Below are 14623 nucleotides of genomic sequence, written 5' to 3'. Positions count from 1 at the left end.
CGCGCCTGTCTCACAGCCACCATCGACGTCACCGTCACCAACGCCGCCACCAGCCTCTTGACACGACTCACCCCAACCTAACTGCCCGGCCTTGCTCATTAACCTCAGTTGAGCGGCCACCGCACCGGCGCCATCGCCCGGCCAGGGCCCGCCCTCCCTGGGGGCCCCCGCCTGACCCAGCGTATCGGCGAGGACCGACACCAAGCCGCGAAAGCCGGTTCCCGAAGCCAAGTTGTCCACATCACGACCGGGCTGTGGACAACAGCGCACGAGATCACCGCAGCAGCGACACCAACGTCGGCAACGCCGCCACCAACGCGTCCCGCGCACAACCCGCGTACCCGATCGCCACCCCGTGCGCCGTCGGCGTCCCCGCGAAGTGCCGGGCCAGCCCGTCCAACCGGATGCCCCTCCGCTCGGCAGCGGCGATCACCGACGTCTCCACCTCGGCCGACGCGAACGGCACCACCAGGTGCGCCCCCGCGTCGTCACCGCGGACCGGAACATGAGCCGCCGCCAAGGCACCCGCCAGCAACGTCCGCCGCTCCGCCATCTCGCGACGCAGTTTGCGCAGGTGACGGCCCAGATCCCCATTCCGGGCGAACTCGTACAGCACCCGTTGCCCCGCCGGGGACGGCCGCGTTCCGGTCAGGTCGCGGTAGGCCAGCACCGCCGACGTGATCGCCTCCGGCGCCACCATCCAGCCCGCGCCCAGCGTCGGCGTCAGGATCTTCGACGTCGTCCCGAGATGCGCCACGACGTCGGGCGCCAACGCGGCCAGCATCGGCAGCGGCGCGACGTCGAAGCGCAGCTCGCCGTCGTAGTCGTCCTCGATCACCAGCATCGACGACGCCCGCGCCAGCTCGACCAGCGAAACCCGCCGCGCCGCGCTCAGCCGGCTGCCCATCGGGTACTGGTGCGCCGGCGAGCAGTACACCGCCCGCGCGCCCGCCGGGATCGCTTCCGGGCGCAACCCTTCGAGATCCACCGGCACCCCGACCACCCGCATGCCCGCCCGCAGGAACGCCTGCACCGCACGCTGGTACCCGGGCTCCTCGACGGCGACGAGGTCCCCGCGCTCCAGCACCGCCGCGGCCAGCTCGACCACGGCGGCCGTCGTCCCGCCCGTGGCGAGCACCGAACCGGCGGCGAGACCGCGGTGGCGCAGCAGGTGCTCCGACACCGCTGCGCGGTACTCCGGCAGCCCGGCGCGGTGCGCGCGGATGAGCGGGTCCGGGTCGGCCGCGGCGCGCCAGGCGCGACGCCACGCCGCGCGGTCCAGCCCGTCCGCCCACGGCGTGCCGGGGCCCAGGTCGAGCAGTGAGGGCGTCTCGGCTTCGGGCGTCGGGACGGCAGGGGTCGGCACCTCGGCCGAGGACACCGAAGGCGGCGTCGTCACGTACGTGCCGGAGCCGTGCCGCCCGGCGATCCAGCCCTCCGCGTGGAGCTGCTCGTACGCCGCCGACGTCACCGTGCGGCTGACGTTGAGCCGGCTGGCCAGCGCCCGGGTCGAGGGCAGCCGGTCGCCGCCGCGCAGGTGCCCGGACGCGGCGGCCTCGCGCAGCGCGTCGGCGAGCTGGACGGCGAGCGGCGTGACGGCCGAGCGGTCGAGGCTGACCGGGAGCGCGGTGTCGGCGTGGGACACGGGACCTCCTCAAGTGGACTTCCCAAGTGTACGAGAAGTGGACGTTTTCCGATGCCACTGAGCCGCGAGACGCTGGTCGCATGCTCTCCACCACGCCCCGCACGACGCTCGGCCGCAAGAAGAACCGCGCGGCGACCGACCGCGAAACGCTGTACGAAGTCCTGGACGAGGGCCTGATCTGCCACCTCGGCGTCGTCCGCGACGGCGTGCCGCTGGTCCTCCCGACCGGCTACGGCCGCGACGGCGACACGCTCTACCTGCACGGCTCGACCGGCGCGTCCAGCCTCCGCAGCGCCGCCGGCGACCTCGACGTCTGCGTCACCGTGACGCTGCTCGACGGCATCGTCTACGCGCGCTCGGTGAACAACCACTCGATGAACTACCGCAGCGCGGTGATCTTCGGGAAGGCCCAGCCGGTCGTCGACGCGGAGGCGAAGATGCACGGCCTCAAGGTCCTCACCGACCACCTCGCGCCGGGCTCGTGGGAGCACGCGCGCGACGTCAACGCCAAGGAGTTCGCGGCGGTCAGCGTCCTGTCCCTCGACCTCGCCGAAGCGTCGGTGAAGCTGCGTGCCGAGGGCCCCGACGACGAGCCGGACGACGTCGGCGCGGACGCCGCGTGGGCCGGGGTGCTGCCGGTCCGCACGGTCTTCGGCGAGCCCGAACCGTCCACCGACCTCTCCCCCGGCTGGACGACCCCGCGGCACGTCGCCGAACGCGGCTGAGGCGTCCCTGTCGAAGCGCGGGGCCGCCGTTCGTATGAGCGGTGACCGACGGACGAAAGGACACCCGATGCGCGCGCTCGGCGTCACCATGAACGTCACCCTCGACGGGGTCGTGCAGAGCCTCGGCCGCCCCGACGAGGACACCCGCGGCGGCTTCACCCACGGCGGCTGGGGCAGCCGCTACCAGGACGACGTCCTGGTAGCGGAGATGGCGGCCGGCATGGCCAAGCCCGGCGACATGCTCTTCGGCCGCCGCACCTGGCAGGACTTCCTCGGCGCGTGGGCCGGGCGGACCGACGGCAACCCGTTCACCACGCACCTGGACGCCGCCACCAAGTACGTCGCCTCCACCACCCTCGACGACGCCGGGGCGTGGCAGAACTCCGTGCTGCTGAAGGGAAACGCGACCCGGACCGTGGCCGAGCTGAAGGCCACGCCCGGCAACGACCTGTCGGTCGTCGGGAGCGCGTCGCTGGTGCGCGCCCTGCACAACGCCGGGCTGGTCGACCACTACGCGCTGCTGATCCACCCGCTGGCCCTCGGCGGCGGCGCGCGCCTGTTCCCCGATGCCGGGCCGGTCACCGAGTTCACGCTCACCCGCAGCGTCACGACCACGAAGGGCGTCATCATCGCCTACTACGACCGGGTCAGCGGGCGAGCGGAAGCCTGACCGTGAACACCGTGCGGCCCGGCGCAGAATCGACCGACACCGTGCCGCCGTGGGCGGTGACCAAGGACTGGACCACCGACAGGCCCAGTCCCGTCCCGCCGTTCCCGCGGGTGCGGGAGTCGTCGACGCGGAAGAAGCGGTCGAAGATCCGCTCCTGGTCGGCCGGGCCGATGCCCGGCCCGGCGTCGGTCACCCGGACGACGGCTTCGGAGCCCGACGCCGTCACCGAGAGGTGCACGGCGGTGCCGGGCGGAGTGTGCACCGCCGCGTTGGCCAGCAGGTTGTCGAGCACCTGCCGCAGCCGCACCGGGTCGGCGTCGACCACCGCGGCTTCGGCCGACGTCGTCAGCGGGTGGCCGGGCCGGCCCGCGGTGAACGCGTCCGCCGCGTCGCCGGCCAGCTCGGCCAGGTCGACGCGCCCGGGCCGCAACGGCGTTTCGGCGGCCCGCGCGTCGAGCCGGGCCAGCAGCAGGAGGTCGTCGACGAGCACGGTCATCCGCGCCGTCTCCTCGCGGATCTTCGCCAGGTGCGCTTCCCGCTCCTCGGGTTCGTTCGCCGCGGCGTAGCGGAAGAGGTCGGCGTACCCGCGGATCGACGTCAGCGGGGTGCGCAGCTCGTGAGACGCGTCGGCGACGAACCGGCGCAGCCGCTCGTTCGCCTCGGTCTTCGCCGCCAGGGACGTGTCGATGTGCGCGAGCATCACGTTGAAAGCCGTGCGCAGCTCGTCGACCTCCGCGCCGCCGCCGGTGCCGGCCGCGCGCACCGGCAGGTCGGGGTTCGCGGTGAGGTCGTGGGAGGCGATGTCGTGCGCGGTGCCCGCCATGTCGGCCAGCGGGCGCAGGCCGCGGCGCAGCACCAGCCGGCCGACGACCAGCAGCACGGCCAGCGCGAACGCGAACGCGCCGACCTCGACCCAGATCAGCTGCTGCACGGTCCCGTTCAGGTCCTGCTGCGGCGCGGCGCTCAGCAGCACCGAATCGGTGTCGACCGGGCAGGCGCGCACCCGGTACGGGCCGTCGTCGTGCAGGTAGATGGTGCGGGTGACGTCGCCGCCGAGCGCGTCGACGGCGATCTTCGCCAGCTGCTTGGTGTCCTTGGGCAGCTTGCCGCCCGGCTCGGGCGTCGCGACGCCGTCCCGCACGTGGTAGAGCGCGGAGTACCAGGAGTAGACCGACTGCGGGGAGCCGTGCGTCTCGCGCAGCAGCGGCACCTGGGTGTTCTGGCTCTTGGACAGCTGCTCGTCGAGCCGCCGGTCGAGGTAGCCGTGCATGATCCCGACCGTGGTGACGCCGACGACGGCGAACACCACCAGGGCGAGCGCGCCGAGGCCGAGCGTGATGCGGGTGCCGAGCCGGGTGCGCCGCCAGGCCCCGTACCACCGGCGGAAGAACGCCTTCACCGGTTGACCTGGCGCACGACGTACCCGACGCCGCGCACGGTGTGGATCAGCGGCTCACCCGCGCCCGCGTCGACCTTGCGGCGCAGGTGCGAGATGACCAGTTCGACCACATTGGACCGGCCGCCGAAGTCGTACTCCCAGACGTGGTCGAGGATCTGCGCCTTGGTGAGCACCGACGGCGAGCGGCGCATGAGGTAGCGCAGCAGCTCGTACTCCGTCGGGGTCAGCTCGGCGGGCGGCTGCTCGCCGCGGCGGACCTCGCGGGTGTCCTCGTCGAGCGTCAGGTCCCCGACCTTCAGCACCGCGCCGCGCGCGGCGGGCTGGTGCGCGGCCCCGGTGCTGCGCCGCAGGACCGCGCGCAGCCGCGCCATCAGCTCCTCGACGGAAAACGGTTTCACCAGGTAGTCGTCACCCCCGCGGGTGAGCCCGGCGATCCGGTCGGCCGTCGCGTCCTTGGCCGTCAGGAACACCACCGGCACCGCGGTGCCGTTCTCCCGGAGCCGGTCGAGCACCGTGAAGCCGTCCAGGTCGGGCAGCATCAGGTCGAGCACGACGATGTCCGGCGCGAACTCCGCGGCCCGGCTCAGCGCGGCCTTGCCGGACCCGGCCGTGACCGCCTGCCAGCCCTCGTACCGGGCGACGGTGGCGACGAGGTCGGCGATGTGCGGCTCGTCGTCGACGACGAGCAGGCGCACGGGTTCGGTCGGCTGCACCACCCCATCTTCTCCCGGCGGCCGAGTCCCCGGCGACCGGTGGCCGGGGCCGACAGGAATCCGACAGCCGGTACCCAGACTCGCCACAGGCTGCCTGGCGAGGCTGGCCTTCGTGAACCGAACCGAAGGGGGATCCGTGTGACCAGCATGACGCAGACCGCCGAGGCCACGCGCCCGGCGATCCGCCCCCGGATCGCCGCGAAATCCGGCCTCTTCCTTTTCCTGGGCGCCAACGTGGCCGCCGTCACGGTCCTCTTCACCGAGGCCGGGCTCTCGGACAACGTGCTGATCACGATCGGCAGGCTGGCCGGGCTGTACGGCGCACTGGCCATGGCGTTCCAGCTGCTGCTCGTGGCCCGGCTGCCCTGGCTGGACCGGCGGCTCGGGATGGACCGGCTCACCTCGTGGCACCGCTGGACCGGCTTCACGATCCTGTGGACCCTGCTGGCGCACCTGGTGTTCATCACCTTCGGCTACGCGGAGGTCGAGAGCAGCGGCGTCGTCGACGAGCTCGTGGAGATGGCCAACCGGCTCGAGGGGATCCTGCGGGCACTGGTCGCCTTCGCCGTGATCCTCATCGTCGGCGCGGCTTCGGCGAAGTTCGCGCGCAAGCGGATGGCCTACGAAACCTGGCACTTCGTCCACCTCTACACCTACGCCGCCGTGTTCCTGGCGTTCAGCCACCAGGTCGCGCTCGGCCAGACCTTCACCAGCTCCCCCGCCGCGAAGACGTACTGGTGGGCGCTCTGGCTCGGCGCCGGCGCCGCGGTGCTCGCCGGGCGCGTCGTGCTGCCGCTGTGGCGGAACGTGCGCCACCAGCTGCGAGTCACCGCGGTGGTTTCCGAAGCCCCCGACGTCGTTTCGGTGTACATGACCGGGAAGCACCTGGACAAGATGCCGGCCAAGGCGGGCCAGTTCTTCCTCTGGCGGTTCCTCACGAAGGACCGCTGGTGGCAGGCCAACCCCTTCTCGCTGTCCGCCGCGCCCGACGGCCGCACGCTGCGCCTGACCGCGAAGGCGCTCGGCGACTCCAGCGCGTCGCTGCGCTCCCTGCGGGTCGGGACGCGGGTGTTCGCCGAAGGCCCGTACGGCGCTTTCACGACGATCCACCAGCAGCGGCCCGACGCGCTGCTCGTGGCCGGCGGGGTCGGCATCACGCCGATCCGCGCGCTGCTGGAGGACATCGAAGGCCACGTCGTCGTGCTGTACCGGGTGCGCACCCAGGCCGACGCGGTGCTGCTGCCCGAGCTGAACGCGCTGGCCAAGGCCCGCGGCGCGATGGTGAGCGTCCTCACCGGACCCGACCAGGCGGTCGGCCCCCGCGGCACGATGCTCGGCCCGGCGAACCTGCACATGATGGTGCCGGACGTGCACGAGCGCGACGTGTTCGTCTGCGGCCCGCCCGGGATGACCTCGGCCGTGCTGCGCAGCCTCCGGGAGCTGCGGGTGCCGAACCGTCAGGTCCACGCCGAACGTTTCAGCCTCGCGGCCTAGGGGGATTGCTGTGAAGAAGACCATCTTCGTCGTCGCGCTCTCGATCGCGGGGTTCATCGCGGTCTGGCGGTTCGAGCCGGAACCGTTGCGCAGCACCGCTGTCGCGCAGGCGCCGCCGCCGAGCGTCAGCGCACCGTCCACATCGGCCCCTCCGCCGTCGACCGGCACCACGACGTCCACTCCGGACAGTGCAAACGCGACGGTCACGACCCAGGGCACCCCGGAGTCCAGCAGCTACGGCACCGTGCAGGTCCAGGTGACGTTCACCGGTTCCCGGCTCGTCGCGATCACCCTGCTGCAGGCGCCGGACAGCGGCCGGGCGCTCACCGCCCTGCCGCGCCTGCAGGACGAGGCGATCCAGGCGCAGGGGGCGGACATCGACACGATCACGGGTGCGACCGAGACCAGCGAGTCGTACAAGACGTCGCTGCAGGCCGCCATCGACGCGAGAGGCAGCAGATGACCACGCGCGTCGACCAGGTGATGGGCCTGCCGATCTCGCTCGACCTGCGGGACGAAGAGGACTTCAGCGAGGTCGTGGACGAGGTCTTCGCCTGGTTCCGCGACGTCGACGCGCGGTTCTCCCCGTTCAAGGAGGACAGCGAGGTCAGCCGCTACGACCGCGGCGAGCTGACGGCGGCCGAGCTGAGCGACGACCTCCTGGAGGTGCTGGAGCTCTGCGCGTACTACGAGCAGCTCTCCGGCGGCGCGTTCCGCGCGCGGCTGCCCGGCCGCGGCCTCGACCCGTGCGCGGTGGTGAAGGGCTGGGCGGTGCAGCGCGCCGCCGACCTGCTCAAGGCCGAGGGCGCGACGACGTTCTGCCTCAACGCCGGCGGCGACGTCGTCACCGCGGGCGAGCCGGAACGCGGCCGCCCGTGGCGGGTCGGCGTGCGCCACCCCGAGCAGCCCCTCGCCGTGTGCGCGGTGCTGGAGTCGCGCAACGGCGCAATCGCGACGTCGGCCGCCTACGAGCGCGGCTCGCACATCCTCGACGGCCGCTCGGGCGCCCCCGCGACCGGGCTGATGAGCGTCACGGTCGTGGCCGGGGACCTGGTCACCGCCGACGCGCTGGCCACCGCGGCGTTCGCGATGGGCGCCGAGGGCATCACGTGGGCGGCCGACCGGCCGGACTGCGAGATCCTCATCGTCGACGACAGCCGGCGCGTGCACCGGACCGCGGGACTCGCCCTGGCTTCCTGACGGCGTCGCCCAAAACCGGTCGCCTCCGCGCGGGCGCTCGGCCAGACTCGGGGCATGCCTTCCGCCGTGTTGCACGTGTCCGTCGACTGCGCCGATCCCTACACGCTCTGCCAGTTCTGGAGCCAGGTCACCGGGAAACCCATCCCGGACATCGACTCCCCCGGTGACGACGAGGTCGGCATCGAGCTCGAAGGCGGGATCGACCTGCTGTTCCTGCGTGTGCCCGAGCCGAAGACGGTGAAGAACCGGCTCCACCTGTGCCTGCGGCCGGACGACCCGCGCGACGAGGAGGTCGACCGGCTGATCGGCCTGGGCGCCACGCTGGTGCACGACCGGCGCAACCCCGACGGCACCGGCTGGGCCGTGCTCGCCGACCCGGAGGGCAACGAGTTCTGCGTGCTGCGCAGCGCGGCCGAGCGCGCGGCGACGTCGTGACGGACTCGTTCGCGGTCAACAAGGCGAACTGGGACGAGCGCGCGGTGCTCCACGCGGCGTCGCCGGACTACTGGTTCGCCGAGCTCACCGCGGATCCGGCGTTCCTCAGTCCCGTGGTGCGCTTCGACCGGCCGCGCCTGGGCGACATCGGCGGCCTGCGCGGGGTGCACCTGCAGTGCCACATCGGCACGGACACGGTGTCGCTCGCCCGGCTGGGCGCGCGGATGTCCGGTTTGGACTTCTCGGGCCCGGCGCTGACCGAAGCGGCGCGGCTGGCGAAGGCGGCGGGCGCGGAGATCGACTTCCACGAGGCGAACGTCTACGACGCCGTCTCGGTGCTGGGAGCGGGCGAGTTCGACCTGGTCTACACCGGGGTCGGCGCGCTGTGCTGGCTGCCGTCGGCGGCTCGCTGGGCCGAGGTGGTCGCGGGCCTGCTGCGCCCGGGCGGGCGGCTGTTCGTCCGCGAAGGACATCCGATGCTGTGGACGCTCGACGAGACGGCCGACCCGGCGTGGCCGCGGTACCCGTACTTCGAGCACGCCGAACCGCTGGTGTTCGACGAACCGGAGTCCTACGTCGAGACCGAACGGCCGCTGACCCACAGCGTCAGCCACTCGTGGAACCACTCGCTGGGCGAGATCATCACGGCGCTGCTGGACCAGGGCCTGACGCTGACGGCGTTCACCGAGCACGACAGCGTGCCGTGGAACGCGATCCCCGGCCAGATGGAGGCCGACGAGACCGGCAACGAGTGGCGGCTGAAGGACCAGCCGTCGCGCGTGGCCGCGAGCTACACGCTCGAGGCGGTCAAGGCTGCCTAAGGTGGCGGCATGCCCTTGATCGCGGTCGCCACGCTGGGCGGCACCATTTCGATGGCCCCGGACACCGGCGAAGCGGGCGGCGCGGTCCCCCGCCTCGGCGCGGCCGACCTCCTCGGCGGCCTCGGCGACCTGCCGGTGGACGTGCTGGCCGAGACCCTGGCGGGCGTCGGCAGCGCGTCGCTGGACTTCGCGACGCTGCTGCGGTGCGTCGACTGGGGGCTGCAGCAGGGGGCGGACGGGTTCGTCGTGGTTCAGGGCACGGACACGCTCGAGGAGACGGCGTACTTCCTCGACCTGCGCTGGCCGTCGGAGATCCCGGTGGTGGTCACCGGCGCGATGCGCCACGCGGGCCTGCTCAGCCCGGACGGCCCGGCCAACCTGCGCAACGCCCTGACGGTGGCGGCCGACCCGCGCAGCCGCGGGCGTGGCGCGTTGGTGACGCTGAACGACGACGTGCACGCGGCGCGCTGGGTGCGGAAGGCGCATTCGAGCCACCTGGACGCGTTCTCGTCGGCGCCGGCGGGCCCGCTCGGCATGGTCGTCGAGCACGCGGTGCACTATTTCCACCCATCCCCGCCACGGCCGCCGGTCCTGACCGGCGACCAGTTCGACGGCCTGGTCCCGGTGGTGGAGGCCGGGCTCGACGACTCCGGCGCGGTGCTGGAGTTCACGGCGTCCCAGCCGGGAGTGCGCGGTGTGGTGCTGGCGGCGACCGGCGCCGGGCACGTGTCGGCGGGCACTGCCGACGTGGTCGAGCGGCTGGTGGCTTCGCTGCCGGTGGTGGTCGCCTCACGAACGGGCGCGGGCCCGACGCTGCGCTCGACGTACGGCTTCCACGGCTCGGAGTCGAGTCTGATCACGATGGGCGCGACGATGGCAGGCTGGCTCGACGCGCGGAAGGCGCGGATCCTGCTCCACACCCTGCTGGCGGGCGGCGCGGACCGGGAGACGATCAACCGCGAGTTCCGCCTGCGCGGCGACCTCGACTGAGCCCGGTCAGTGCGGCGGCGGACGTTCGGTTTTTGCGGACTCCATCACCCACCGCTTCTCGTACTTCTTCCAGTCCTCGGCGGTGACCACCGGCGGGCGGGCGGAACCGCGCCCCGCGTAGTCGGGAGTCCGGACGGACCGGGCCGGGGAACCGTTCGGCGCCTTTCCCCTCTCCCGGTTCCGGACCCGGATCTGGTGAACCCGGCTGGGCGGCCCTTCGAGGAAGGCGGCGCCGAGCACGTCAGCCACCCAGAACGGACGCCAGATCGGCTTCACCGCGTACATTTCGGCGACCAGTTCCCGACGCCGCGGGTCGTCCTTCGGATAGAGCTTCACCGCGAGCCGCAGGACGAATCCCGGGGCGAACCCGTAGATCACGAGCGCCACCAGGAGCGTCTCCCACGAAGCAGCGTGTTCCAGCAGCTCAACCACGGGCCCACCCCACCCGGAGGTCGCGCTGTTCGACGGCTCGGGCCGCCGCGGCGAGCTCGGACCGGCCCTTGTCTGTCAGTTCGTAGTAGCGGCGCGGCGGGCGTTTCCCGGTGATGGCGGCGGGGTCCTCCCACCCGTCCGTCACCAGGCCCTCGGCCAGGAACCGGGACAGCATCGGGTACAGCACCCCGGACGGGACCCCGGAGGCCTTGCCGAGGGAATACCCCCAGTGGCGTCCGTGCGGGTCCGCCAGGAACGCGACCGCGACGTCGGCGAGAGCCCGTGTTTTGCGCACGACTCTTATCCTACCTAGGTAGCTCTGGTAAGTCTACCTAGGTAGGACTGAGCTGGGTCAGTCGAGGACCGGGCCGCCCAGGGGGTCGAGGTGGTACGAGCGCATCTCGCGCTCCGCGTCGCGGTAGACGTGCACCGAGACCGCCGGGTCCGGGCCGTCGTTGCGGACCTCGTGCACGTACCCCGGCCCGAACACCCGGGACTGGCCCGCCGCGAGCGCGTGCAGCTCGGTGACCGCGCGGCCGCCCGGGGCGCGGCGGGCGACCGCCTCGGTCAGGCGGCCGCTGACCACCGTGAACGCGCCGCTGGCGAACGCGTGGTCGTGCAGGTCGGTGTGCTGGCCCGGCAGCCAGCTCATCAGCCACACCTCCTGCCGCTCGTCCTTCGTGACGAGCGTCGCGAACCGCTCGTCGGGGTCGTAGCGCAGGAGGTGCTTCCAGCGCTCGCGGTCGGCGGCGACCTCCAGCGCGACGCGCACCGGGTGGCGCAGCGCGGGGTTCTCGGGACGCAGCAGGGTGTTGTCGGGAACGGCGAACATGAGGGTCCTCACGGAAGCAGAAAAGGGGTGTCGAACTGGGTCGTGCGGTCGGTCAGCGACAACAGCGACACGCGCACACGACGGCGCAGAGGTCGTGGCGACCCCGCAGCTCAGTCATCCCGTGCGCGAACATACGACCAGGTTGGCAGCCACCCCGGAACCGGTCAAGACCTCTCAGCAACCGGGAAGAAGGTCAGGACCACTCGTGCTTCTGCGAGCGCCCCAGCAGCTCCGCGCCGGCCCGCCGCGGGTCGACCCCTTCGTGGCAGACGCGGTGCATCGCGTCGGTGATCGGCATGTCGACACCGAGGCTCAGCGCGAGCGCCCGGATCGACGAGCACGACATCACGCCCTCCGCGACCTGCCCGCCGGTGGCCGCCTGGGCCTGCTCCAGCGTCTCGCCGCGGCCGAGGCGCTCACCGAAGGTCCGGTTGCGCGAAAGCGGCGACGAGCACGTCGCCACCAGGTCGCCGACCCCGGCGAGCCCGGCGAACGTCAGCGGGTCGGCGCCCAGCTTCGCGCCGAGCCGGGCCATCTCGGCCAGGCCGCGCGTGATCAGCGTCGCCATCGTGTTGGTGCCGAGGCCGAGGCCCGCGGCCATGCCGGTGCTGAGCGCGATGACGTTCTTGCACGCCCCGCCGAGCTCGCAGCCGACGACGTCGGTGTTGGTGTAGGGCCGGAAGTAGGAGTTGGCGCAGGCCCGCTGGATCGCGACGGCGCGCTCGTGGTCGGCGCACGCGAGCACCGCCGCGGCCGGCTGCCCGGCGGCGATCTCCTTGGAGAGGTTCGGCCCGGTGACGACGACGACCTGGTCGGCGTCGATCCCGACGATTTCGCCGATGACCTCGCTCATCCGCTTGAGCGTGCCGAGCTCGACCCCCTTGGCGAGGCTGACGAGGATCGCGTCCGGCGGCAGCAGGGGGCGCCACTCCGAGAGGTTCGCCCGCAGGCTTTGGCTGGGCACCCCGAACACGACGGCCTGGGCACCATCGAGGGCCTTCGTCGGATCGCTGGTGGCGGTGATGTTCTCCGGCAGCACGGTGCCGGGCAGATAGGCGCTGTTGACGTGCCGCTCGCGGACGTCCTCGGCGACCTCCTCGCGGCGCGCCCACATCGTGACGTCACGGCCGGCGTCGCCGAGGACCTTCGCGAAGGCGGTGCCCCAGGAACCGGCGCCGAGCACGGTGACCCGCTGGACGTCGGCGCGCATCAGGCGGGGTCCCCCGGCTTCGCCGACGGCGGTTCTTCGTGCCGGACCTCGCCGAGCAGCCGGGTCACCTCGTCCATCATGACCTTGGTGACCTCACGCAGCTTCGACGCGCTGCGGACGCTGCCCTCGCGGTAGGCCGACAGGTCGAGCGGGTCGCCGACGCGGTGAGTGATGGTCTTGCGCGGGAAGGGCTTGAACTTCTTGGTGTAGCCGTTGAAGAGCTCACTGGTGCCCCAGCGCGCGATGGGGATCACGGGAACGTCGTTCTGCAGCGCGAGCCGGGCGGCGCCGGTGAAGGACTCCTTCGGCCAGCCGGCCGGGTCCTTGGTGATGGTGCCCTCGGGGTAGATGACGACGACCTTGCCGTCTTGAAGGGCCTGGTGCGCGGCCTTGAGACTGTCCCCGGCGGCGGCCGAGCCGCGCGAAACGGGGATCTGCCCGGAGCCGACGAAGACCTTCCCGAAGACGGGGGTCCGGGTGAGGCTTTCCTTGCCGAGGAAGCGCGGAACCCGCTTCGCCCGGTGCACGAAGACGGCGTCGACAACGGGATCGAGGTGCGAGATGTGGTTCAGGACGAGCAGCGCGGGCCCCTGCCGCGGCACCTTCTCATCGCCGACGTAGACCCGCCGCGCAATGCCGGTGAGCGGGTAGAACACAGCGGCGGCCAACCCCACCCAGAAGCCGCCCTTCTCACGCCGGGCCACGATCTCCTCCTCCACGTCACACGTCTGCGTCAGATCCTGCCGCGCCGGGGTCGGCGCAGTCCAGGGAGGGTGGGTTCAGCCTGTTCCGCGCAGGCCGAGGGGGCTTTTCGGGGTGACGCCGGGTGCGTGGTTGGTTCCGGTGCGATCGGCGGGGAGTGGGTTGTCGCGAATGGGTCATTGGGGACGTCCCGCGCCCCGAATGGGTCATTCGCGACACCCGAGACCCGGCGAGCAGGCAGAGGCTTCCACGGGACCAGCCAGCCGGTTCCTGCACGATCACCCAAGGCGCACCGTCGCGAATGAGTCATTGGAGACGTCCCGCGTCCCGAATGGGTCATTCGCGACACCCGAGGCCCGGCGAGCAGGCAGAGGCTTCCACGGGACCAGCCAGCCGATTCCTGCACGATCACCCAAGGCGCACCGTCGCGAATGAGTCATTGGGGACGTCTCACGTCCCGAATGGGTCATTCGCGACACTCGAGACCCGGCGAGCAGGCTGAGTTCCGCGCCTCCACCTGCGGTCCCACCAGCCATCAGCCCCACCCCAGCAGAGCCCACCCTCCCTGGGGGCCACCCCGTCGTCAGCGTATCGCCCCCCCACCCCCAAAAAACCCCGCCCGCAAACCCCCACCCCTTAAGTTGTCCACACCACCCGCACCCTGTGGACAACCACCCCGCAACCCCACCCCCTCCCCCGCTTTCCGGTAAAGATGGACACGTGGATGTGGACCTGGTCGTGCCGATGAAACACCCCCGCGACGGCAAGTCGCGCCTGCGCGGGGCCATCCGCACAGACCTGCACCCCGCGCTGGTCCTGGCCCTCGCCGCCGACACGCTCGCCGCCGTCACCTCCGGGGGGCAGGTGCGGCGGGTGCTGCTCGTCGCCGCCGATCCTCAAGCCGTGGCCGACCTCGCCGACCTCGGCATCGAGATCGTCCGGGAACCGACCCAAGGCGGCCTCAACGAAGCCTTCCGCCACGGCGAGAACCTCCTGCGCGCCGACGACCCGCACGCCGTGGTCGGCGCCCTCCAAGCCGACCTGCCCGCCCTCCGCGCCGGGGACCTCACCGACGCCCTCGCCGAAGCCGCCGGACAACGCGCCTTCGTGGCCGATCGCCAAGGCACCGGCACCACCCTCCTGCTGTCCGCGCCCGGCGCGCCCCTTGACCCCCACTTCGGCGTCGGCTCGGCGAAGAAGCACGCCGGCTCCGGCGCGACCAGCCTCCGGCAAGCGCTCCCCAGCCTGCGCAGCGACGTCGACACCCCGGAAGACCTCGCCCACGTGCGGGCCCTGGGTGTCGGGAAACACACTGCCGAGCTGTTCACCTGACCTTCACCGCGGCCTGCGCAATT

17 protein-coding genes are annotated in these 14623 nt (G+C 72.2%); 9 read left to right on the top strand and 8 right to left on the bottom strand.

All coding sequences use genetic code 11. The annotated features are described in order from the left end of the window. Window positions 1–274: 274 nt before the first annotated feature. The gene (pdxR, locus tag ACZ63E_RS42625; protein WP_465342013.1) at window positions 275–1645 is read right to left on the bottom strand and encodes a MocR-like pyridoxine biosynthesis transcription factor PdxR; all 1371 of its coding nucleotides are present in this window, start codon (window positions 1643–1645) and stop codon (window positions 275–277) included. Between the two features lie 80 nt (window positions 1646–1725). Between pdxR and ACZ63E_RS42620 the strand changes: the two genes are divergently transcribed. Further along, entirely contained in the window at window positions 1726–2370 is a 645-nt protein-coding gene (locus ACZ63E_RS42620) for a pyridoxamine 5'-phosphate oxidase family protein (protein WP_465310419.1), read from the top strand. A 67-nt stretch (window positions 2371–2437) separates the two neighbouring features. After that, the gene (locus ACZ63E_RS42615; protein ID WP_465342012.1) at window positions 2438–3040 is read left to right on the top strand and encodes a dihydrofolate reductase family protein; all 603 of its coding nucleotides are present in this window, start codon (window positions 2438–2440) and stop codon (window positions 3038–3040) included. Here the strand turns inward: ACZ63E_RS42615 and ACZ63E_RS42610 are convergent. Both ACZ63E_RS42610 and ACZ63E_RS42605 read right to left on the bottom strand, forming a co-directional pair. Next, the gene (locus tag ACZ63E_RS42610) at window positions 3018–4439 is read right to left on the bottom strand and encodes a sensor histidine kinase (protein WP_465342011.1); all 1422 of its coding nucleotides are present in this window, start codon (window positions 4437–4439) and stop codon (window positions 3018–3020) included. The two genes, ACZ63E_RS42615 and ACZ63E_RS42610, sit on opposite strands and share 23 nt — an antisense overlap. Beyond that, window positions 4436–5152, bottom strand: a complete 717-nt coding sequence (locus tag ACZ63E_RS42605; protein ID WP_465310729.1) for a response regulator transcription factor — start codon at window positions 5150–5152, stop codon at window positions 4436–4438. Before ACZ63E_RS42605 ends, ACZ63E_RS42610 begins: the two co-directional genes overlap by 4 nt. A gap of 147 nt (window positions 5153–5299) precedes the next feature. Here ACZ63E_RS42605 and ACZ63E_RS42600 point away from each other — a divergent pair, with 147 nt between their 5' ends. Genes ACZ63E_RS42600 through ACZ63E_RS42575 form a run of 6 tightly spaced genes read left to right on the top strand, consistent with a single transcriptional unit; the run spans window position 5300 to window position 10092 of the window. Then, window positions 5300–6646: a ferredoxin reductase family protein gene (locus ACZ63E_RS42600; protein WP_465342015.1), complete on the top strand. Its 1347-nt coding sequence runs from the start codon at window positions 5300–5302 to the stop codon at window positions 6644–6646. Window positions 6647–6656: 10 nt separating this feature from the next. Continuing rightward, window positions 6657–7109 carry an FMN-binding protein gene (locus tag ACZ63E_RS42595; protein ID WP_465342010.1) on the top strand — a complete coding sequence of 151 codons (453 nt, stop codon included), beginning with the start codon at window positions 6657–6659 and terminating at the stop codon, window positions 7107–7109. Then, window positions 7106–7846: an FAD:protein FMN transferase gene (locus ACZ63E_RS42590; RefSeq protein WP_465342009.1), complete on the top strand. Its 741-nt coding sequence runs from the start codon at window positions 7106–7108 to the stop codon at window positions 7844–7846. Before ACZ63E_RS42595 ends, ACZ63E_RS42590 begins: the two co-directional genes overlap by 4 nt. A 54-nt stretch (window positions 7847–7900) precedes the next feature. Beyond that, a complete protein-coding gene (locus tag ACZ63E_RS42585; protein ID WP_465342008.1) occupies window positions 7901–8281 on the top strand; it encodes a VOC family protein in 381 nt (126 codons plus the stop codon). Next, complete coding sequence (locus tag ACZ63E_RS42580; RefSeq protein WP_465342007.1) at window positions 8278–9102, top strand: class I SAM-dependent methyltransferase; 825 nt, start codon at window positions 8278–8280, stop codon at window positions 9100–9102. The genes ACZ63E_RS42585 and ACZ63E_RS42580 overlap by 4 nt, the downstream gene beginning before the upstream one ends. A 9-nt stretch (window positions 9103–9111) precedes the next feature. Further along, window positions 9112–10092 carry an asparaginase gene (locus ACZ63E_RS42575; RefSeq protein WP_465342006.1) on the top strand — a complete coding sequence of 327 codons (981 nt, stop codon included), beginning with the start codon at window positions 9112–9114 and terminating at the stop codon, window positions 10090–10092. 6 nt (window positions 10093–10098) lie between these two features. Here the strand turns inward: ACZ63E_RS42575 and ACZ63E_RS42570 are convergent, their stop codons facing one another. The 5 genes from ACZ63E_RS42570 to ACZ63E_RS42550 form a co-directional block, all read right to left on the bottom strand. Next, window positions 10099–10524 carry a hypothetical protein gene (locus ACZ63E_RS42570; protein ID WP_465342005.1) on the bottom strand — a complete coding sequence of 142 codons (426 nt, stop codon included), beginning with the start codon at window positions 10522–10524 and terminating at the stop codon, window positions 10099–10101. Then, a complete protein-coding gene (locus tag ACZ63E_RS42565; RefSeq protein WP_465310410.1) occupies window positions 10517–10819 on the bottom strand; it encodes a PadR family transcriptional regulator in 303 nt (100 codons plus the stop codon). The genes ACZ63E_RS42570 and ACZ63E_RS42565 overlap by 8 nt, the downstream gene beginning before the upstream one ends. Window positions 10820–10876: 57 nt before the next feature. Next, window positions 10877–11356 carry a cysteine dioxygenase gene (locus ACZ63E_RS42560; protein WP_465310409.1) on the bottom strand — a complete coding sequence of 160 codons (480 nt, stop codon included), beginning with the start codon at window positions 11354–11356 and terminating at the stop codon, window positions 10877–10879. 193 nt (window positions 11357–11549) lie between these two features. After that, window positions 11550–12566: an NAD(P)H-dependent glycerol-3-phosphate dehydrogenase gene (locus tag ACZ63E_RS42555; RefSeq protein WP_465342004.1), complete on the bottom strand. Its 1017-nt coding sequence runs from the start codon at window positions 12564–12566 to the stop codon at window positions 11550–11552. Beyond that, the gene (locus tag ACZ63E_RS42550) at window positions 12566–13285 is read right to left on the bottom strand and encodes a lysophospholipid acyltransferase family protein (RefSeq protein ID WP_465310407.1); all 720 of its coding nucleotides are present in this window, start codon (window positions 13283–13285) and stop codon (window positions 12566–12568) included. The genes ACZ63E_RS42555 and ACZ63E_RS42550 overlap by 1 nt, the downstream gene beginning before the upstream one ends. Before the next feature lie 703 nt (window positions 13286–13988). Here ACZ63E_RS42550 and cofC point away from each other — a divergent pair. Next, window positions 13989–14600, top strand: coding sequence for a 2-phospho-L-lactate guanylyltransferase (gene cofC / locus ACZ63E_RS42545; RefSeq protein WP_465342003.1), 612 nt, complete (start codon window positions 13989–13991; stop codon window positions 14598–14600). The last annotated feature ends 23 nt before the right edge of the window (window positions 14601–14623 follow it).

The organism is Amycolatopsis sp. NPDC104819 (genome assembly GCF_055583145.1).
This window is presented reverse-complemented; position numbering and strand designations above follow the sequence as displayed.